22 protein-coding genes and 1 tRNA gene are annotated in these 17859 nt (G+C 60.6%); 18 read left to right on the top strand and 5 right to left on the bottom strand.

The window, feature by feature from the left end; all coding sequences use genetic code 11:
* Positions 1-55: 55 nt before the first annotated feature.
* Positions 56-1234 carry a 1-deoxy-D-xylulose-5-phosphate reductoisomerase gene (locus NW808_RS00290; RefSeq protein WP_414419899.1) on the bottom strand — a complete coding sequence of 393 codons (1179 nt, stop codon included), beginning with the start codon at positions 1232-1234 and terminating at the stop codon, positions 56-58.
* Between the two features lie 240 nt (positions 1235-1474).
* Here NW808_RS00290 and NW808_RS00285 point away from each other — a divergent pair, with 240 nt between their 5' ends.
* The 6 genes from NW808_RS00285 (at position 1475) to lipA (ending at position 6176) form a co-directional block, all read left to right on the top strand.
* Entirely contained in the window at positions 1475-2758 is a 1284-nt protein-coding gene (locus NW808_RS00285; protein ID WP_414419898.1) for a trypsin-like serine protease, read from the top strand.
* Positions 2759-2837: 79 nt separating this feature from the next.
* Entirely contained in the window at positions 2838-3023 is a 186-nt protein-coding gene (gene rpsU / locus NW808_RS00280; RefSeq protein ID WP_414395804.1) for a 30S ribosomal protein S21, read from the top strand.
* A 74-nt stretch (positions 3024-3097) separates the two neighbouring features.
* Positions 3098-3652, top strand: a complete 555-nt coding sequence (locus NW808_RS00275; protein ID WP_414419897.1) for a thioredoxin domain-containing protein — start codon at positions 3098-3100, stop codon at positions 3650-3652.
* Positions 3645-4688, top strand: coding sequence for a phosphotransferase enzyme family protein (locus NW808_RS00270; protein ID WP_414419896.1), 1044 nt, complete (start codon positions 3645-3647; stop codon positions 4686-4688). The genes NW808_RS00275 and NW808_RS00270 overlap by 8 nt, the downstream gene beginning before the upstream one ends.
* 30 nt (positions 4689-4718) lie before the next feature.
* A complete protein-coding gene (locus tag NW808_RS00265; protein WP_414419895.1) occupies positions 4719-5216 on the top strand; it encodes a DUF4079 domain-containing protein in 498 nt (165 codons plus the stop codon).
* A 105-nt stretch (positions 5217-5321) separates the two neighbouring features.
* Positions 5322-6176 carry a lipoyl synthase gene (gene lipA, locus NW808_RS00260; protein WP_414395812.1) on the top strand — a complete coding sequence of 285 codons (855 nt, stop codon included), beginning with the start codon at positions 5322-5324 and terminating at the stop codon, positions 6174-6176.
* 5 nt (positions 6177-6181) lie between these two features.
* Here the strand turns inward: lipA and NW808_RS00255 are convergent, their stop codons facing one another.
* Positions 6182-7384, bottom strand: a complete 1203-nt coding sequence (locus NW808_RS00255; protein WP_414419894.1) for an Era-like GTP-binding protein — start codon at positions 7382-7384, stop codon at positions 6182-6184.
* A 97-nt stretch (positions 7385-7481) separates the two neighbouring features.
* Here NW808_RS00255 and NW808_RS00250 point away from each other — a divergent pair, with 97 nt between their 5' ends.
* The 6 genes from NW808_RS00250 to NW808_RS00225 all read left to right on the top strand — a co-directional run bounded on the left by NW808_RS00250 (position 7482) and on the right by NW808_RS00225 (position 10262).
* A complete protein-coding gene (locus NW808_RS00250) occupies positions 7482-7682 on the top strand; it encodes a hypothetical protein (RefSeq protein ID WP_414405827.1) in 201 nt (66 codons plus the stop codon).
* Positions 7683-7775: 93 nt separating this feature from the next.
* Positions 7776-7907 (top strand): hypothetical protein, encoded by a 132-nt coding sequence (locus tag NW808_RS00245; protein WP_414395819.1) that lies wholly within the window; start codon positions 7776-7778, stop codon positions 7905-7907.
* Entirely contained in the window at positions 7885-8382 is a 498-nt protein-coding gene (aroQ, locus tag NW808_RS00240) for a type II 3-dehydroquinate dehydratase (RefSeq protein ID WP_414405828.1), read from the top strand. Before NW808_RS00245 ends, aroQ begins: the two co-directional genes overlap by 23 nt.
* Before the next feature lie 76 nt (positions 8383-8458).
* Positions 8459-9799 (top strand): UDP-N-acetylmuramoyl-tripeptide--D-alanyl-D-alanine ligase, encoded by a 1341-nt coding sequence (locus NW808_RS00235; protein WP_414419893.1) that lies wholly within the window; start codon positions 8459-8461, stop codon positions 9797-9799.
* An 84-nt stretch (positions 9800-9883) separates the two neighbouring features.
* Complete coding sequence (locus NW808_RS00230; RefSeq protein WP_414419892.1) at positions 9884-10111, top strand: DUF3134 family protein; 228 nt, start codon at positions 9884-9886, stop codon at positions 10109-10111.
* A gap of 78 nt (positions 10112-10189) precedes the next feature.
* A tRNA-Ile gene (locus NW808_RS00225) sits at positions 10190-10262 on the top strand.
* A 56-nt stretch (positions 10263-10318) separates the two neighbouring features.
* Here NW808_RS00225 and NW808_RS00220 read toward each other — a convergent pair.
* Positions 10319-11524, bottom strand: coding sequence for a D-alanyl-D-alanine carboxypeptidase/D-alanyl-D-alanine-endopeptidase (locus NW808_RS00220; protein WP_414419891.1), 1206 nt, complete (start codon positions 11522-11524; stop codon positions 10319-10321).
* A gap of 31 nt (positions 11525-11555) precedes the next feature.
* On the bottom strand, positions 11556-11936 hold the full coding sequence (locus NW808_RS00215) for a hypothetical protein (RefSeq protein ID WP_414419890.1): 381 nt from the start codon (positions 11934-11936) through the stop codon (positions 11556-11558).
* Positions 11937-12196: 260 nt separating this feature from the next.
* Here NW808_RS00215 and NW808_RS00210 point away from each other — a divergent pair, with 260 nt between their 5' ends.
* The 4 genes from NW808_RS00210 to NW808_RS00195 all read left to right on the top strand — a co-directional run bounded on the left by NW808_RS00210 (position 12197) and on the right by NW808_RS00195 (position 15450).
* Positions 12197-12643, top strand: coding sequence for a Fur family transcriptional regulator (locus NW808_RS00210; protein ID WP_414395828.1), 447 nt, complete (start codon positions 12197-12199; stop codon positions 12641-12643).
* A gap of 420 nt (positions 12644-13063) precedes the next feature.
* The gene (locus tag NW808_RS00205) at positions 13064-13606 is read left to right on the top strand and encodes a hypothetical protein (protein WP_414419889.1); all 543 of its coding nucleotides are present in this window, start codon (positions 13064-13066) and stop codon (positions 13604-13606) included.
* A complete protein-coding gene (locus NW808_RS00200) occupies positions 13566-14012 on the top strand; it encodes a hypothetical protein (protein WP_414419888.1) in 447 nt (148 codons plus the stop codon). The genes NW808_RS00205 and NW808_RS00200 overlap by 41 nt, the downstream gene beginning before the upstream one ends.
* Positions 13954-15450, top strand: a complete 1497-nt coding sequence (locus NW808_RS00195) for a M48 family metalloprotease (protein WP_414419887.1) — start codon at positions 13954-13956, stop codon at positions 15448-15450. Before NW808_RS00200 ends, NW808_RS00195 begins: the two co-directional genes overlap by 59 nt.
* 9 nt (positions 15451-15459) lie before the next feature.
* Here NW808_RS00195 and NW808_RS00190 read toward each other — a convergent pair whose 3' ends face one another.
* A complete protein-coding gene (locus NW808_RS00190) occupies positions 15460-15912 on the bottom strand; it encodes a phosphomannose isomerase type II C-terminal cupin domain (RefSeq protein WP_414395834.1) in 453 nt (150 codons plus the stop codon).
* Between the two features lie 112 nt (positions 15913-16024).
* Between NW808_RS00190 and NW808_RS00185 the strand changes: the two genes are divergently transcribed.
* Positions 16025-16390: a 2Fe-2S iron-sulfur cluster-binding protein gene (locus tag NW808_RS00185; protein WP_414395836.1), complete on the top strand. Its 366-nt coding sequence runs from the start codon at positions 16025-16027 to the stop codon at positions 16388-16390.
* Complete coding sequence (locus NW808_RS00180; protein ID WP_414419886.1) at positions 16383-17690, top strand: O-antigen ligase family protein; 1308 nt, start codon at positions 16383-16385, stop codon at positions 17688-17690. The genes NW808_RS00185 and NW808_RS00180 overlap by 8 nt, the downstream gene beginning before the upstream one ends.
* The last annotated feature ends 169 nt before the right edge of the window (positions 17691-17859 follow it).

The raw sequence follows: 17859 nt of genomic DNA, 5'->3' as shown, positions 1-17859 counted from the left end.
GTGCTCCTCAAGCCTTTTCCCACTCTAGCGCTGGGCCGGATCCCCCTGGTAGGGATCAGGCTAGAACCTGGGCTGGGGCCTGCTGCGCCAAGAGTTCCACCTGCTGTCGCGCCCAGGCATCCACTGCCAGAATGTCCTCCAGGCTGGGATTGGCAATGACCTGATGCCGCTCGCACACCTGCTCCAAAAGGCGAGGGATATCCAGAAAGCGGATGCGCTCTTGCAGAAAGAGGTTCACCGCCGCCTCGTTGGCCGCATTCAACACCGCTGGCAGGGTTCCTCCTGCCCGCCCAGCAGCATAAGCCAGTTGTAGGCAGGGGTACTTGCGGTGATCCGGCGCCCTAAAGGTAAGGGATCCCAGCTTTACCAAATCAAGAGGCTCCCAGGGGGTGGAGAGGCGCTCCGGCCAACTGAGGCCGTAGAGAATGGGCAGGTGCATATCCGGCCAGCCCAACTGGGCCAGAACAGAAGTATCTGCCAGCTCGACCAAGGAGTGGACAATGCTCTGGGGGTGGATGAGGATCTCGATCCGGTCATAGTCCAGGCCAAACAGCCAGTGGGCCTCGATCACCTCCAGGCCCTTGTTCATCAGGGTGGCTGAATCAATGGTGATCTTGCGCCCCATCACCCAGTTGGGGTGTTTGAGAGCATCGGCCAGCGTCGCCTGATCCAGTTTCTCCACCGGCCAATCGCGAAAGGCTCCCCCTGAGGCGGTCAGCCAGATGCGGCGCAGGGATCCCGCTGGCACTCCCTGCAGACATTGAAAGATGGCCGAATGCTCCGAGTCCACGGGGATGAGCTTCACGCCGTGCTTTTGCACCAGGGGCAGCACCACCGGACCGCCTGCCACCAGGGTTTCTTTATTGGCCAGGGCAATGTCCTTGCCGGCGCGGATGGCAGCCAGAGTAGGCAACAGGCCAGCACAGCCGACGATCCCCGCCACCACCCGCTGAGCCTCGGGGTGGGCCGCCACCTGACACAGCCCCTCCATTCCTGACACCAACTCTGGCAGGGGCCGCAGGCCGCTCAGCAGGGATCGCAGCTCCGGCAGCAGCTCCTCCCGCCCGATGGCTACAATTTGAGGCCGAAACCGCCGCACCTGCTCGGCCAGAAGAGTGACGTTGCTGTGGCTGCTCAAGCCAACAACCCGAAAGCGATCAGGATACTGAGCCACCAAGTCCAGGGTTTGGGTGCCGATGGAGCCGGTGGAGCCGAGCAGGGTGATGGCTTGCATACTTGTAAGGATCCCTTTGCACCTAGCTAAAGAGCGTAACACTCTTTCAGCGCAGACTCACCCTCCTACAGCCTGCCCAAAGGGCGAACGGCCCCGCTTCGCGTTTGAGGATCCCTGCCTTATACCGCCTGCAGGGGATAGTGAGGCCCTTTTTTCCCGACTGCAGACCTTTCCTAACTCTTCATCGGTCGGCAGGGTATGCTTGGCTAGCATAGCCGGCTAGCCTTGCAGAATCTGACCATGCCTTATTCCTCCCGATTCCATCCCTTCTTTGGCCTAGCTCGCTCATGGTCTGTGCTCCTGGGGTTGGGTTTGGCTCTGAGCGTAAGTGCCTGTGGTGGTGGGGGTTCCAGTCGTCCCCTGCCGCCGCTTCCAGCCCCTCCTGCAGGGCGCATCGAGGGATCCCATTTCGACGATCTCAACGGCAATGGTCTGCGAGATCCAGGAGAGCCAGGGCTAGCAGGCATCACCACCTTTCTGGATTTGAACAGCAATGGACGCCTCAACCCAGGGGAGCCCAGCACCGTCAGCGATGCCAACGGCAACTTTCGTTTCTCCAACTTGCCCCCTGGCACCTACCACGTCACTGCCCTTTTGCCGCCAGGGCGGGTGTTCACCACGCCGCGCTCAGGGTTGGGGCGGATTGTCGACGGCAGGCCAGCTCAGCCGGGAGCCTTTCCCTGGATGGTGGCCTTGCTAGACGCGACTGAACCGGATCCTTTTCAGGCGCAGTTTTGCGGGGGATCCCTGATTGCCCCGGAGTGGGTGCTTACCGCCGCCCACTGCTTTTTCGACCCTCGAGGCGAGCCGGACGTGGATGTCCAAAGTCTGGATCTGCTGTTGGGTACCACCGTCTTGCAAATCGGTGCCGGCCAGCGAATTCGGGCTGCACAAATTGTTATCCACCCCAACTACGACCCTCGACGAGGGCCAGAGGGGGGGAATGACATTGCCCTGGTGCGCCTCTCTCGGCCAGTGGCCCTGCCTACCCTGCCGCTGGTGCAGTCCAACCAAACCAACCTGACTGCCCCTGGTACTCTCGCCACCATCCTTGGCTGGGGAGCCACCTTCCCCCGCACTCTCGAGGAGGAGCCCAGCGGCTTTCCCAGGGCTCTACAGCAGGCCGAAGTTCCCCTCGTCAGCAACGAGGTGTGCAATGCTCCCCAGTCTTACAACGGCGCCATTTTGGAAACCATGCTCTGCGCTGGCTTTCCTCAAGGGGGTGTGGATACTTGCAAGGGTGATAGCGGTGGGCCCTTGGTTGTTCCTACCAGCAGTGGCTTTGCCCTAGCCGGGATCACCAGCTTTGGCCAAGGTTGCGCCCAGCCCAATTTCTATGGGGTGTATACACGGGTATCCAGCTTTGTCGGGTTTGTGGAATCGGTAATTGGTGGTGCCCCCAGGCCAACACCGCTACCAATGCCCTCCCCTTCTCCCCAAGAGAGAGCAACGGCCTCCGTGACGGTGAACTTACGGGAGGGGGAGGTAGTTTCTGGGATTACCTTTGGCAGCCGTGCCCAGTAGTCGCCATCGGGTGGCAAGAGATAGTTTAGGATAGAGATCCTGACAACTTCAGTTAATTCAGGAAGGAGACGATCTCTCTATGACCCAAGTAACAATCGGCGAAAACGAAGGGATTGAGTCGGCGCTGCGTCGCTTTAAGCGCCAAGTTGCCAAGGCGGGCATTTTGCGAGATCTGCGCAACCATCGGCACTTTGAAAGCAGCCTGGAAAAGCGCAAGCGGAAAGCAGTAGCAGCCCGTCGCAATCGCCGTAAAGCTGCCAATTGACAACTTGCCTCAGAGCTGCAATCGAGAACAAAGCTCCCCCTCTCTTACCTGGAGGTACCTGGAGGAAGACTGTCATGGCAAAGGAAGGAATCGAGGGGGAAAACTGGGCAAAACGCCTGCGCAACGGCCTGGTTGCCGCCATAGCCGTGCTTTTGGCAGCAGGTCTGTTTTTGGCCAACCAAGCGCGTCAGGCGGGCACGAGCTTGGCAGCGCTGGCGGCAGAGGCTGTGCCTTGGGAGGAAGCGCAGGCCAACGGCAAGCCTTCCCTGGTGGAGTTTTATGCCGACTGGTGCATCACCTGCCGCTCCATGGCGCCTCTTCTGGCCAACCTGAAAAAGGAATTTGCCCAGCAAATTAACTTCGTCATGCTCAATGTGGACAACCCCAAGTGGCTGCCGGAGCTGAGCCGCTATCGGGTCAACGGAATCCCTCACTTTCTCTTCTTGGACAGCCAAGGGGAAGTGGTGGGATCAGCCATTGGTGAACAGCCAGCTTCGGTTTTGCGGGCCAACTTGCTGGCTCTGGCAGCCGGGGATCCCTTGCCGCTGACCCAGCCTGGGCCAGTGTCTGCCCTGCAGCCGGGTGGGCCTGTCCTCCCCGCTCAGCCGGATCCGCGCACCCATGGCTAGGACTTGGGCGGGTGATTTGCCCACGCCCGATTTTGCCTGGCTGGATCCCTTGATTCGCCACTTTCAACTAGGGGAGCCCGAGCTGCTCGAAGCCCTCGGTGGGGGCCTTGTTCACCAAACCTGGAAGCTCAAGGCAGGCCAGGGATCCTTCGTTGTCCAGCACCTCCATCCCCAATTTGACCCGGCGGTTACCGAAGATGGCCAGGCCATTGGCTCTTGGCTACGGCAGCAGGGCTTTCCGGTTCCCCAATTCCGCCGCGCCCGCGATGGCTCCCTGCACCTAAGCTGGGGGGGAGGGCTGTGGCGGGTTATGGACTGCCTGCCGGGCTCCTCCTACTCAACTCCTCCTGCCTGGAGCTATTTGGAGCAAGCAGGGGCGGCAGTTGGGCGCCTACATCGCCTTTTGGCCGGATGGCACTACTCTTTTCGCTTTCAGATCCCTCACTTTCACGACACGGCCTATTTTTGGCAGCAGCTCTGCCAGCGCAGCCCCGACCCGGAAATAAGGGCAGAGTGGCAATTTTTTGTCGAGACCGTGCCCAGGTTGCTTTTGCCGCCAGGACTTCCGACTCAGATTATCCATGCCGATCTCAAATTCAACAACTTTTTGTTTGACGAAAGGGGAAAATTTGCTGGCCTGGTGGATCTCGACACCTTTATGGACCACAACCTGTACGTTGAGCTAGGAGATGCCTTGCGCTCCTGGGGCCGGAGAGGGGAGGCCGTTGAGGCCGAGGCAATCCTAGCAGGGCTGCGCGGCTACGCCCAAACCGGCAACCTGCGCGCTCTGCAGCCAGAGCTCCTTCTGCAAGGGATCCAGTTGATGACGCTGGAGTTGGGGATGCGCTTTTTGCTGGATTGGTTCGAGGACTGCTACTGGAATTGGGATCCGCAGCGCTACGCCAGTCGCCGGGATCACAACCTCGCCCGCTGCCGGCGGCAGATCTGCCTCTACCAGCACCTAACCCAGATAGCACCCCAACTGTTGGAGTCCATATACGCCCTTGCTTCAGGAGAGGGAAATTGGTTAAGTTAGGGGCAACTTCCTCTTCTTTGCGTGGCTTCTATGAGCACCATTCAACTTCCCCGCTGGCTGGAATTGGCTCTGCCCTTCTTTCACCCAGTGCTGATGATTTTGGCCTCTGCCCTAGCTCTCTATACTCTCTATCTGGGTCTCCAGGTGCGGCGGCTGCGCACCGCCTCGGCGGAAGAGCGCAAGGAGTTAATTAAGGGCAAGTTTGGCCAGCGGCATTTCCTGGCAGGATCTCTCTTCTTGCTGTTGATGGTGTTTGGGGCCCTGGGAGGCATGGCCGTGACCTACATTAGAAGCCACAAGCTGTTTGTTGGGCCCCACCTGCTGGCCGGCCTGGGCATTGTAGCCCTAGTAACCACCTCTTCTGCTTTGGCACCCCTGATGAAGGATGGCCAAAAGGTCTGGGCCCGCAATGTCCACCTGCTGCTCAATGTGGTGATCTTGGGGATCCTGGGCTGGCAGGCGGTAACCGGCTTTCAAATCGTGCAGCGCATCGTCAACCAGATGCTAGCCTCTCCTCAGGTAACCTAGCCCTTTTCCAGCCAAGGGCAGGGAAGGCGTCCATACCATGATGGACGCTATCTCTTTGGATAAGGCTTCTTTCCCAGGTACTCAGCCCTAGCAAGCGGTTCTCCCATGCCTGGTAGCCCCCTCCCCAGTTGGGTCAAGCGCTCTATCGGCAAGGCCAGCGATATCTCGGCAGTTCAGCGGGTGATCAAGCAGCGGGGACTGCACACCATCTGCGAGGAGGGACGCTGCCCCAATCGGGCCGAGTGCTACAGCCAAAGGACTGCCACCTTTCTGCTGATGGGCGGGATCTGCACCCGCGCCTGTTCTTTCTGTCAAGTGGCCAGCGGACGGCCTGCTCCCCTCGACCCGGAAGAGCCGGAAAAGGTGGCCGAAGCGGTGGAGCTGCTGGGGCTGCGCTATGTAGTGCTTACCTCGGTGGCCCGCGATGACCTGCCCGACCAGGGATCTGGCCGCTTCGTGGAGGTGATGGAGGCCATCCGGCGGCGCTGTCCTGGGATCCAGATCGAGGTGCTTACCCCTGACTTTCGGGGGGATCGCGACTGCATTGCCCGGGTGGTGGCGGCCAGGCCAGCCTGCTACAACCACAACATTGAGACGGTGCGGCGGCTGTCGCAGGCAGTGCGGCGCAGTTCTGGCTACGACCTATCCCTGCGGGTTTTGCAAACTGTGAAGGAGCTGGATCCGAACCTGCCCACCAAGTCCGGCCTCATGCTAGGGCACGGGGAGACCCGCGAAGAAGTGTTGGAGACATTTCGGGATCTGCTGGCAGTGGGGTGCGAGCGGCTCACCCTGGGGCAGTACCTACAGCCTTCCTTGGCCCACCGCCCAGTGCAGCGCTACTGGACGCCAGAGGAGTTTGCTGAGCTGGGCGAGATTGCCCGCCAGATGGGGTTTCGCCAGGTGCGCTCTGGGCCCTTGGTGCGCAGCTCCTACCACGCTGCCGAGATGGGGCAGGACTAGGCCCCCTAGACCTTGGCAGCTAGCTCTTTGCTGCCCACGAGATCCCGCAGGACGGCCCCCAGGCCAAACCCTTCGCTGACCCAGCGGCTCAGCAGGGGTGGCGTCAGGGATCCCAGACGGTATAGGCTTGCCCCTGCCACGACTCCCCCTAGGAGGCTGTTGCCCCAACTGCCCCCCAGCCAGGTGCCCAGCCCTTCGGCCAACAGCAGCAGCGTGCTATTAAGCAGCAGCGGTCGCCCCAAGTCCTCTAGAGCCCTGCGGAGGGATCCCCAGGGCAGGCGCAGCCGCATCCCCAAGCCCAACAGCCACAGACTATCCAGGAGGGGCGCAAGCAGCAGATCCAAGCCCAGGGGCGCTAAGCCCACGGCAACCCCCTTGCCAAGGGCGCAGGCTGTACCCCACTGCTCCAGATGGCGGGCGTGATACTGCCACTGCTTTTGCCAAAGCTGAGCCTGGAGGCGCTCCAGCCGCTTCAGCCCATTGAGGGCCAGGAGGGACTCCGCCTCCGTCTGCAAAATCTCCACAATTTGGCCTTGCAGAGCTTCGATCTGGGGGGCAGGTCGCTCCCAGTCCAGGGTGACGCGGCCATCTGGCCAGTGGGTGCGGACTTTCTGGGGTTTTGGGCAAGCGGACACTGTCAGGATCTCCTGCGGCGACACCCAGCCCAGGTGGCGGCTAATTTGTTCGCGAATTGCCTGCAGCTCCGCCTCCGAGTAGAGATCGCACTTATTCAACACCAGCAGGAGGGGCTTGTGCAGGGTGCGCAACTCCAGTAGCGCCTGGTACTCCAGCTGGGTCAAGTCGCCGGCGATTACAAACAGGATCAAATCCGCCGCCCGGGCCACCTCCCAGGCCAACTGCTCGCGCGCTTCTCCGTTGACCTCGTTTAAGCCAGGCGTATCGATGAGCCGCACTTGCCAAGGGATCCCTGGCCCCGGTCGCCACAGCAGCGATTGCGGCTTTTGAGTCACGCCATTTAGGGGCCCCACTTCCAGCCGAGCCTCGCCAACTAGGGCATTCACGACTGCTGACTTGCCGCGGTTGACCAGCCCAAACACGGCAATGGAAAATAACCGCGCCCTCAGTCGCCTGCGCAGAGCAGACAGAGCCTTCAGCTCCGGCTGCAGGTCGGGACGCTTGGCCAGCGGTTGCCAGTGATCCCAGCAGCGCTGAAAAACCGTTTCGGCTTGGGCTAGGGGAGTGGTCATCGACAGAAAATCACTCCAAAGGGAATTGGCCACCGCAGCCCAGCTTCCCCCCCAGCGAAGGGAAGTTAGGTGGGATCGGCCACTTGGAGAATGGGGCATGATTATTTGTAGCGTCAACACTCCCCAAGTGGCTCGAGGAGCTTTCTGTATGCTCTACCGCTTTCCCAAGTCCCTGCGCTGGCTGCGGCTGGGGGGATCCCATCGCTCCAAGCAAGAACGCCAGATCGTGCGCAGCCTACTAGCCTTTGCTGGGGCCCTGCTGGCCGTGGACATTCTGCTTTTAGGTGCTCTCCACTAGGGCATTTCCCTGTTTCTTGGAAAGAAGCGCTATCATGGAAGTCCACGGGTTAAACTCCCCCGAGAGCTTTGTAACTCCTACGAGGCAGGTCGGATGGATTGGGTAGAAAAGGTTCTCGAAAAGATCCGCGAGTGGGTGGAACGTGTCATTGACGCTTTGCTGGGAAGTCCTCAGCCCCAACCTGCACCCATTCCGGTAGAAAATGGATCCCCTCGTCGTCGTTAATCCGACCGCCCTAGCCACCAGCGGCGAGCTTTTGAGCATCTTGGTGTTGCACGGCCCCAACCTCAACCTGCTGGGGGAGCGGGAGGTCAGCATCTACGGCTCAGTTTCCCTGGAGCAGGTGGATCAGGCTCTGCATCGGCAAGCAGAGCTGCTGGGGGTAAAGCTGGAGATCCTCCAGTCCAACCATGAGGGAGTGCTCATCGACGCCATTCACCGCGCTCGCCAGCAGCATGCCGGCATTTTGATCAACCCAGGCGCCTATACTCACACCAGCATTGCTCTGCGCGATGCCATTGCCGCTGTGGGATTGCCTACTGTAGAAGTTCACCTAAGCAACATCTACCGCCGCGAGCCTTTCCGCCAGCACTCCTACATCGCGGCTGTAGCCCTTGGGCAAATCAGCGGATTTGGGGCCCATAGCTACTTGCTAGGACTACAGGCGCTCGTGCAACACCTGCGGATGCCAGCAGCCTAGCTAACTTGGTTGGAGAAGCAGGTGAGCCTTCTTTTGGCTATCCTACGCGATAGCCAGGCTCAACTCATTGACCCCCATGCTGACGTTACAAGCTGTGGCCGAGCTGCTGCAAACCCCTCTGCAGGGGGATCCCCAGCTGTTGAGCTGGCCGGTTCAGACCCTCTGCACCGACAGCCGCCGCTTGCAGCCCGGGTCGATCTTTGTTGCCCTCAAGGGAGAGCGCTTTGACGGGCACGATTTCATTCCCCACGCCATGAGCAAAGGGGCCATTGCTGTCATCAGCCAGCAGCCGGTGGCTGCACCTCACTTTCGGGTTCCAGATACCCTAGCTGCCTACCAGCGCCTAGCCAGAGCCTGGCGGGAGCAGTTTGCCATTCCTGTGGTGGCCATCACCGGCTCAGTGGGCAAGACCACGACCAAGGAAATGCTGGCGGCTGCCCTCTCCCGCTACGGCAGCGTTCTCAAGAGCGAAGCCAACTACAACAACGACATCGGCGTGGCCCAGACACTGCTGCAGATGCGACCTGAGCACCAGTTTGCCGTGCTGGAAATGGCCATGCGCGGCCCCGGCGAAATTCGCCGCCTGGCCCAGACGGCTCAGCCTACCCACGCCTTGATTACCCATATCGGCACTGCCCACATCGGCAGACTGGGATCCCGCGAGGCCATTGCCGCCGCCAAGTGCGAGCTGCTGCAAGAGCTGGGCCAAGGGGGAGTGGCTCTGCTCAACGGTGAGGATCCCTTGCTGCTGGCCACTGCCGCCAGGGTGTGGTCGGGGCCAACCCTCACCTACGGCCTTGACCAGGGTGAGCTGCGAGGGCAGTGGGATCCGCAGGCGCAGACGGTTACCGTGGAGGGCTTGACCTTGCCAGTGCCCCTGCCAGGCAGGCACCATGCCCTCAACTGGATGGGGGTGCTGGCCGCTGTGCGCAGCTTGGGGTTGGATTGGGAACGCCTGCGAGAGCCTATCCTCTTGCCCACGCCCCTGGAGGGGCGTAACCGCCACCTCAAGCTGGCAGGAGATGTGGAAATTTGGGATGAGACCTATAACGCCTCGCCAGAGGCCATGATCGCGGCTCTCCAGCTTCTGGCCCAAACCCCCGGAAAACGGCGCTGGGCCATTCTCGGCCCCATGCGGGAGCTGGGGGATCATGCCCCTTACCTTTACGCAGAGGTGGGGCGCGCTGCTGCCCCTTTGGGGTTGGAGCGGCTTTTGCTTTTGGATCCCGAGGGGGAAATGCAGCCGCTCGTTGAGCAGAGGCCAGCGGCTCAGGTAGAGCGCTGTAGGGACGAATCAACCCTATTGGAAATCTTGCTGCACCAGGTGCAGGCGGGGGATCGGCTGCTATTTAAAGCAGCGCGAGCCATCCAGTTGGAGCGGGTGCTGCAGCGCTTTTTGCAGGCCTGGCATGCCTAGGCTAAGCTAAGAAATAGCCGCTAGCCAGACTCACCTCCCCGCTTGAGGGGAGCAGTTTCGATTTTTTCCCTTTGCCTGGACAGTATGTACTACCACAACCCTTCTCTGCGGGAGGAGCCGCGGGATCAACCTCCGGTGCTCCTGCCCTCCAAGGGCGGCCTCTCTATCTTGGACTGGCTACGCCAGGAAGGTCGCTTGCTGGAACAGCCAATTGAAGTTCCTGAGATTACCCTAGACGACGATCTCGAGGAGATTGACGACTTGATCGGCGACGACTTCGTCGAGGACTTCGAGATGGAGGAAGAGGAGTAGGTCAGAGTCAGCTGGCGCTGCAAGGCTCTGGGCGGGGAGGATCGAAATAGAGCTAGGGGCGCTAAAGTAGAGAGAGAAGGGGCGTTGGCCGAGCGGTTTAGGCAGCAAACTCATAATTTGCCTTACACAGGTTCGACTCCTGTACGCCCCAGTGTCAAAGCGATCCCCCTGGCTGAAACTGACTCGCTGCGGCGTGGAAGCTCAAGCCTAGTGGGATCTTCCCTCCCTCCAACGCTCAGGCAAGGTGGCGGGGGCTCCGTATTGGGACTGGAGCTGGCTGAGAAATTGTTCCTGCCAGGCACGCAAGTCAGCCAAAGGGGCGCCGTTGTTCATCAGGGCAAACCAAATGTCCCCCCTTTCGGTTGGCAAGACTCCCGCCAAGGTGCTGATGCCGCTGAGGGTGCCGGATTTGGCAATCATCCCCTCCGGCAACAGCCGCCGCTCCAACACTCCCCCATCTTGGCCGACGACAGCAAAAGCATCGGCTAGAGAAAGCCCTTGCTTTTCCAGAAGCAGTTGGATTGCCTGAAACAAAGCCACACTGGCCCGTGGAGAAATGCGGTTTTCCACTCCCAACCCCGAGCCGTTAACTAGCTGTAGCTCGGCAGGCGGGATCCCTGCGGCCTCACGGGCCAGTTGAGCCACCTGGTCTGCTCCCCCCACCGCCGTGGCCAACATCTCGGCCATGGAGTTGTTGCTGTAGAGATTCATCAGCTTGAGCAAGTGAATAAGGGGGGGCGACTCATGTCTGAGCAAAACTTGGGCGTTAGCTGGGATTTGCTGGGCAATCCGCACCGAGCCCAAGATCTCCACCTGGGGCTTGGGTGTGCCGGGAGGCAAGGTTTGAAACTGGATCTGGGCTTCTGGCGGCCAGCGCCGCGCATCCAGCCCCCGCTGCAGCAGAGCTCCCGAGCGGGCTACATCCAGGGAAAAGTTCATGTAAAAGCGGCCTACCACCACCAGATCCCCGCGCACTTGGCGGATCCCCCGGGCGTTGAGGGCGTTGCCCACCAAGAAGGCCTCTTCCCACACGAAGAAGGGATCCCCTCCTCCCAAAACCCAGAGATCCCCCTGCAAAACTCCCTTAGCGGTTAGGGGGCCAGTGGCCAACCAGGTGGTAACAAAGCGGTGCTGCGGGCCAAGCTGCTGCAAAGCAGCCAGGGTAGTGGCCACCTTGGTCAGCGAGGCGGCCGGCAGAGGGGTGGATCCCTGGTGCTGCCCCAAAACTTGGTCGCCTCTTTGCAGCCAAACCCCCTGCCCCCTAGGCGAAAACCCCCGCCTAGCTAACTGCGCTAGATGGATTTGCACCTGAGGTTGTAGGGATCCCGGCGAAGAGGGCAGCGCCCCTAGCCAAAGCCCTGCTGCTGAGAGCAGCCCAACCCCTGCTCTTACTCCGCGTCTCCACCGGCTCATCAACCCTCAAAGCGCCGCGAGGATAAATCCTTCAGCTGGGTAACTCCCAGCTGCTCTCTTCCCCAAACTCCACGTCGATGGTGCCAGGGGGCGTTTGCCGGTGGAAGTATCCATCGGCAACAAACAGGGGCTCGCCACAACTGGGACAAAAGAAGTGGCTGCCTTCAAGAGCTTGCGCCTCTGACCCACAGACCGGGCAGCGATCTGTCGTAATCCAGCGGCGGGCCCACCAGCGGAAGGCCAGCAGCACCAACAGCGGTAGAGAGAGCAAAAACAAAAGCAGGGCTACCAAGCCAACCATCAGCCAGCCCAGGCCGAGGCCGGTTAGCAAAGCTGCCACGGCCAGGGATCCCAGCCAAAAACCCCAGCCAGTTAGAGAAATGGAATAGGTTTTGGGCTGCTCAAAGCGCATCTTTTTCTGCCTTCCTCAATACTTGCCAACACTGCTAGGACAGGCCTTTTCCTGAGCATGGTAGCCCAAACTTGCCGCCAGCAAGATGCTGCAAGAGTAGGCTAGCTCATCCTAGGGGGACAAGCTAGACCAGACGCTGCAACTGCTCCAGGAGGGAAAACCGCTGGCAGGGCTCTTAGGGAAGCTATCAGAAGCTATTATCAATTACAGAACTTATTGACGGTCACGGCCGCGTTGCCTAGGAGTGGAGGGGCAGGGTCATGGTCTATACGGAAGAAGCTTTCAAGGCGGAGCTAAACGCGAGGGGCTGGCGAGCCACTCGGCAACGGGAGATTATCCTACAGACCTTTCAAAACCTACCCGAGGGGACTCACCTGAGTGCCGAGGAGCTGCACAAGAAGTTGCAGGAAGAAGGCCATAAAGTTAGCCTCTCCACTATCTACCGCACTGTCAAGCTAATGACACGCATGGGCATTTTGCGGGAGCTGGAGCTGACGGAAGGTCACAAACACTACGAGATCAACCATCCGGCTCCCCGCCACCACCACCATTTGGTTTGCATTAAAACCAACAAGGTCATTGAGTTTAAAAACAATGCCATCCTCAGCATCAGCCAAAAGGTGGCGGAAAAATACGGCTTTAAGCTGCTCGATTGCCAGCTCACCATCATTGGCATTAGCCCCGAGGGACAGCGCTCGATTGTGTAGCCAAAAACTTCTAAGGCTGAGCTTTGCTTAGGTTGCTCTCCGACCTAGTGGAGCAGTGCTGCCGCTGGGAGGGGGATAAGGCACCTGTTGTTACCAACTCAGCCCGTCAACCCTGGCCGTGGACACCGTCTGCAAGCTCAAACTGGGCACTTCAGTAGATCGTGGCGCCAGTGCCGGCGACCCGAGGCCAAACCGCCCTGGCAGCATTGCTCCTACCGGGTGCAGGGGAAGAGCCCATCTGCCACTCCTCTTCAGCGGCAAGCGCAGCCCACCGCTGGTGATCCTCTAGACCTAGGACAAACGGACACTGGTTGAGATCTTGCGGTACAAGCCGCACGCTGTGTAGCACAGCAAGTAGGGGGAGAATCCCCGCCTTTCAGGGCTGAGGAGAACGTCAACCCCCTACTGCGGGAGATGACTATGAACGAGCAGGAAGTGGCGCACTGGCTGGAGAGGGCCCTGGCCGATCTGCGCCTGAGAGTCCAAGTCAAGGCCCAGCCCCTCCAAGACAGCCCTGGGGACTATGCTTTGGTGGTCATGCTCAATCGCCCTGCCCATGCTGCCCTCAACTACGAGCAGCTAACCGCTTGGTTCCGGAAGGCTGTAGCTAGCCGCTACCCCCAAGTCAAGCGCTTAGCTCTCTACAGTCGCCCTATGGGTCAGCAGCAGGCTGACTGGAAGACGCAGGTGAGACTGGGGCCAGGGCTAGCCACAGAAGGGACTCTGCAGCCAGATCTCAGCCACTACTGCTTTGTCCTAGACCGCCAGTTGCTCACTGCCGACCTGCCCCAACCCTCCAGCGTGGTGCGCCAGGCAGTCTTGGGTTTTCACGGCCTCACTTCTGGGCAAAAAGAGGAGGTGCTGCCCCCTACTGCCCACCTTGTTTCGCAACCCCAGCGCTGTCTCCACGGTGACGCTGTCAGTGGAAGCATCTCTGTGGCTGGAACCTCTGAAGAGTCTTAGCCCCTATGAGCTGCGCCTGCTGAGCATTTGGCTAAGCCGCTACTGTTTCAGCCCTAGCCGCACCTTGGCTGATTTGGATCCCGCCGCCTCAGGCCGCAAAACCGGCCAGGCAAAACGCAACTATCGCGCTCCCCAAGGGGGGGTGGCGCTGGTTTTGGCCAGCTTTGCCGGCAACCTGACAGTGGCCGCAGGCCTGACCCTAGGCCTATTGTTTGGCATGGTGTTTGTGCTGGCCCTGGCTGTTTTCGGCACCCTGGAAGGAGGGCTCTCTTTCGGCTCTTTCCTTCTCGCCGTTTTGCTTGCCCTGGCCTTCAACGCCCTAGTCTTCTTTATTGTCCCCCTGGGTGATGGACTGGATCCAGCAGAGCCTCTACGGCACCCAGTGGGTGAGCTTGGGGGAAATTGAGCGCCGCAGCCCCGAAAGCGCGGAGGTGATTGAACGCGTCTGCCGGCAGCACAAGCTAAAGCAGCCGAAGCTGGGTCTGATCCCCGATCAAAACCCCACCACCTTCACCTATGGCAGCCTGCCCAATAACGCCCGCATTGTTGTCAGCGAGGGCCTATTTACCTACCTGGAAGATGAAGAGGTGGCCACGGTCTATGCCCACGAGCTGGGGCATGTTATCCACTGGGATTTCGCTGTCATGACCCTAGCTTCCACGCTATTGCAGCTCCTCTACCTTCTCTATGTCTATGTGCGCGATCGCGGGAGCAGTGAGGGCCGTAACCGCAGAGGGGGGAAAAACCTGGCTTTCCTGGCGCTGGTGGCCTACCTCTTCTACGTGGCTGGCTCCTATTTGGTGCTGTATCTGTCGCGGGTGCGGGAGTACTTTGCCGATTACTTTGCTGCCGAAACCACCGGCAACCCCAATGCCCTTGCACGGGCTCTGGTGAAAATTGCCTTGGGCATTGTTCAGGAGGGAGAGCGGGAGCAGGACGAGGAAACTCGTCGGCGCAGCACCCGCCTGTTGGAGGGGATGCGGGCCTTGGGGATCTACGACGCCAAGGCAGCAGGGACGGTGGGGACAGCCTACCGGCTTGCTTCGGATCCCAGCCAGGTGGGCAGGGTGTTTTTGTGGGATCTGTTTAACCCCTGGGCCTGGTGGATGGAGCTGAACTCCACCCATCCCCTCACCGGCAAGCGGGTGCGGGCGCTAGCCACCTATGCCGAGCAACTGGATCTGCCGGTGGAGTTCGATATGGCCAGCGTGGTGGCCCAAGGCAAGCAGCTCAACCGCCAGCAGCTCTATGGCAGTTTCCTCCTAGACATGCTGCTGTTGAATGCCGAGTGGCTGGGAGCAATCTTGGGAATGGGGCTTGGGATCCCAGCTCTACAGGCAGGATCTTACGGCATGTTTGCCGGCCTGGCCCTGGCGGGAGCCAGCCTGGGCCTGCTGCTGAAGATGCCAGTGATGTACCCCAGCTTGGAGAACCCGCCGGCGTTGACGGTGTTGAAGGCGCTGAGCAACCCCTACACCAGCCCCTTGCGCGGGTTGCCAATGCAGTTGCAGGGGCGGGTAATTGGGCGGGGGAATCCGGGCTATCGCCTTGGCGCCGACCTCAAGTTCCAGGATGAGACGGGGATGATGTTCTTGCGCTACGCTTCCCGCTTTGGGCCACTGGGCAACTTCCTGTTTGGGGCCAGGCAGGCCGCAGGGCTGATCGGCAAAGAGGGAACAGTGGTCGGGTGGTTCCGGCGGGGGGTGGCTCCCTATCTGGATCTGTCCCGCTTCCAGAGCCGCTATGGCGAAGTGGTGACCAGCCACCCTCCTTTTGGGCAGGCGGTGCAGGTGGCACTGGGCTTGCTTGGTGCCCTGCTGTTGATGGCCTTTTCCCCTTTCTAGGGGGCCTGCTCAGGAGGCAGTCGCTTGCTCACCGGTAGCACGGGCGTAGTCGTCGCTGAAGCGGACAATGTCGTCTTCGCCCAGGTACTGGCCGTTTTGCACCTCGATGATCACCAACGGGATGACACCGGGGTTTTCCAGGCGGTGCTTGGTGCAGGGGGGCACGTAGGTAGACTGGTTGGTGGTGATCAGCCGCTCTTCGTTGCCGCAGGTTACTTTGGCGGTGCCGGCAACGACGATCCAGTGTTCGCTGCGGTGGTAGTGCATCTGCAAGCTAAGACGACGCTTGGGCAGCACCACAATCCGCTTGATTTTGTAGCCAGGGCCCTCGTCCAGCACCGTAAAGCTGCCCCAGGGGCGAGTTTCCGTATTGCTCTCGAGGAGCTTGTGAAAAACTTCAGCCGAGAAGGTGGCTGGCAGTTTTTCCTCTGAGGGCATGGGGGAATTAGGGGTTTCTAGCACAGGCTGCTCTCCTGGGCGCCCTGCCTTCAGCTTATCCTACGGAGCTGGAAAGTAGCCCAACTCCCCTCAAGTCTTGTGGGATCATGGAGAAGTCTCCTCATCTTGCTCCTCCATGCGTTCCTACCCGGTTCACATCCACGACCGCCAGAAAGACGCCCACTATCTCATCCAGGTGCCCGCCGACCAATATATCCTGGAGGCTGCCGAAGCCCAAGGGATCCAGCTTCCCTTTGCCTGTCGCAACGGTGCCTGCACCACCTGTGCGGTGCGGATCCGGCGGGGATCCCTCTACCAGCCGGAGGCAATGGGGATCTCGCGGGAGCTGAAGGAGCAGGGCTACGGGCTGCTGTGCGTGGGCTATGCCCGCTCCGAGCTGTGGGTGGAAACCCAAGACGAAGACGAGGTCTACGAGCTGCAGTTTGGCCGCTACTTTGGCCAGGGGCGGGTACGAGCGGGGATCCCCATCGACGATGAGTAATTTCTCTGCCTCAGTTGCCTCTAAAGACCTGTTGCCGGATCCCCGGCCTTCGCAACCTCAGGGCTGGCTGTTGGGGTCGGCGGCCCTGATCCCAGTCAACCTGGCCCCTAGTCTGTTGCTGGCGGCGGTGGGGACGGTGCAGAGCTATGGCCGCTACTGGGAGCAGATCCGGCGGGATCCCTTGTTGGGCTTGGCGGGCCTGCTGAGCGCGGCGGCAGTGGCAACGGCGCTGCTGGGGGAAGACTGGCGGCTGAGCTTGCCGGGGATGTTTAACTACTGGCCCTTTCTGCTGATGCTGCCGGCCTTTGGGGCAGCGCTGGCCGATCCTGAAAGTCGCCGGCGCCTAGCGCAGGTGTTGGTGCTGGGCAGTGGGCTGATGCTGCTCTTGGGCTGGGGAGAGGTCCTGTGGGGGTGGCAGGGCCATCTCTTCTTGGGGCCGCTCTGGATTACGGGAGTGGCTGGCGGGGAGCGACCGGCAGCGGCCTTTACCTCCCCCAACCTCCTGGCCATTTACCTAGTGATCCACCTGTGCTTGGCGGCAGGGCTGTGGGGGGTAACTCGATCCCGCCTCACCCGAGCAGGGCTAGTGGCGATGCTGGGGCTGGGATCTCTGCTGTTGCTGCTGACAGCCTCCCGCAGCGGCTGGGGGGCAGGGGGATTGGCTCTACTCATTGGGTTGGTGCTGCGGCGCTGTTGGTGGGGGATCGCCCTCTTGGCCGGCCTGGGGCTAGCCAGCTTGGCGGCGGCTTTGGATTGGCCTGGCTGGCGGGCAGTTGTGCCTTCGTTGATTTGGAGCCGTCTGGCGGACACCTGGGATCCCCAGGCCCCCCACTTTAGCTCAACCGCCAACCGCCTCGATGCCTGGCGCTTTGCCCTGCAGATGGTGCGGGAGCGGCCCCTGACCGGCTGGGGCTGGCAGAGCTTTCCTGCCCTCTACAATGCCCAGGACCCGCCTGAGTTGCTGGGCCACTGCCACAACTTGTACTTGCACTTGGCGGCGGAAGGCGGGATCCCTCTGCTGCTGGGCTATCTTGCCTTGTGGGGCTGGATCTTGGCGCGGGGCTGGCGAGCCTGGCGTTGTTCCCAGGACGGGCTCCTTCTGGGCATGCTGCTGGCCCTAACAGCGTTTTTTGCTGCCGGGATAGTGGACGTGGTGATCTTGGATGGCCGCCTTCACCTGTTGATGACCTTGCTTTTGGGGGCCGTTTGGGGAGCCAGCCTCAATCCGCTCCACAGCGAGCAAAATGGAGTTCCAGCGGATCCCTTCCCAAGCCAGGCGTTCCAGCCAATGCCACAATAGAGTTTCGTCCTTGCGTTTTCTGGGATTACTCTGTTTATTCTGTCTCGGTTGCCAGATTTTCTTGCGTATCGATTGGATTGTCTCACCCACGATTGACTCACATCCCCCCTCATCAAATCTCCCCTTTTCCTCGGAGAGAGGGGATGGGAGGTGAGAGCACGCCTCTCCA

Origin of the sequence: Synechococcus sp. W70.1 (genome assembly GCF_047461515.1) — a bacterium.
Taxonomy (GTDB): domain Bacteria; phylum Cyanobacteriota; class Cyanobacteriia; order Thermostichales; family Thermostichaceae; genus Thermostichus.
Note: the sequence above shows the minus strand (reverse complement) of the source record. Positions and strands in the feature narration are given on the sequence as shown.

What these genes read in the sequence shown, in the direction of transcription:
- NW808_RS00290 (WP_414419899.1), bottom strand. Translation starts at nt 1,234, where the DNA reads ATGCAAGCCATCACCCTGCTCGGCTCCACCGGCTCCATCGGCACCCAA.
- lipA (WP_414395812.1), top strand. Translation starts at nt 5,322, where the DNA reads ATGCCTGGTAGCCCCCTCCCCAGTTGGGTCAAGCGCTCTATCGGCAAG.
- aroQ (WP_414405828.1), top strand. Translation starts at nt 7,885, where the DNA reads ATGGATCCCCTCGTCGTCGTTAATCCGACCGCCCTAGCCACCAGCGGC.
- NW808_RS00265 (WP_414419895.1), top strand. Translation starts at nt 4,719, where the DNA reads ATGAGCACCATTCAACTTCCCCGCTGGCTGGAATTGGCTCTGCCCTTC.
- NW808_RS00220 (WP_414419891.1), bottom strand. Translation starts at nt 11,524, where the DNA reads ATGAGCCGGTGGAGACGCGGAGTAAGAGCAGGGGTTGGGCTGCTCTCA.
- NW808_RS00215 (WP_414419890.1), bottom strand. Translation starts at nt 11,936, where the DNA reads ATGCGCTTTGAGCAGCCCAAAACCTATTCCATTTCTCTAACTGGCTGG.
- NW808_RS00255 (WP_414419894.1), bottom strand. Translation starts at nt 7,384, where the DNA reads ATGACCACTCCCCTAGCCCAAGCCGAAACGGTTTTTCAGCGCTGCTGG.
- NW808_RS00185 (WP_414395836.1), top strand. Translation starts at nt 16,025, where the DNA reads ATGCGTTCCTACCCGGTTCACATCCACGACCGCCAGAAAGACGCCCAC.
- NW808_RS00180 (WP_414419886.1), top strand. Translation starts at nt 16,383, where the DNA reads ATGAGTAATTTCTCTGCCTCAGTTGCCTCTAAAGACCTGTTGCCGGAT.
- NW808_RS00210 (WP_414395828.1), top strand. Translation starts at nt 12,197, where the DNA reads ATGGTCTATACGGAAGAAGCTTTCAAGGCGGAGCTAAACGCGAGGGGC.
- NW808_RS00250 (WP_414405827.1), top strand. Translation starts at nt 7,482, where the DNA reads ATGATTATTTGTAGCGTCAACACTCCCCAAGTGGCTCGAGGAGCTTTC.
- NW808_RS00245 (WP_414395819.1), top strand. Translation starts at nt 7,776, where the DNA reads ATGGATTGGGTAGAAAAGGTTCTCGAAAAGATCCGCGAGTGGGTGGAA.
- NW808_RS00230 (WP_414419892.1), top strand. Translation starts at nt 9,884, where the DNA reads ATGTACTACCACAACCCTTCTCTGCGGGAGGAGCCGCGGGATCAACCT.
- NW808_RS00205 (WP_414419889.1), top strand. Translation starts at nt 13,064, where the DNA reads ATGAACGAGCAGGAAGTGGCGCACTGGCTGGAGAGGGCCCTGGCCGAT.
- NW808_RS00270 (WP_414419896.1), top strand. Translation starts at nt 3,645, where the DNA reads ATGGCTAGGACTTGGGCGGGTGATTTGCCCACGCCCGATTTTGCCTGG.
- NW808_RS00235 (WP_414419893.1), top strand. Translation starts at nt 8,459, where the DNA reads ATGCTGACGTTACAAGCTGTGGCCGAGCTGCTGCAAACCCCTCTGCAG.
- NW808_RS00285 (WP_414419898.1), top strand. Translation starts at nt 1,475, where the DNA reads ATGCCTTATTCCTCCCGATTCCATCCCTTCTTTGGCCTAGCTCGCTCA.
- NW808_RS00195 (WP_414419887.1), top strand. Translation starts at nt 13,954, where the DNA reads ATGGACTGGATCCAGCAGAGCCTCTACGGCACCCAGTGGGTGAGCTTG.
- NW808_RS00275 (WP_414419897.1), top strand. Translation starts at nt 3,098, where the DNA reads ATGGCAAAGGAAGGAATCGAGGGGGAAAACTGGGCAAAACGCCTGCGC.
- rpsU (WP_414395804.1), top strand. Translation starts at nt 2,838, where the DNA reads ATGACCCAAGTAACAATCGGCGAAAACGAAGGGATTGAGTCGGCGCTG.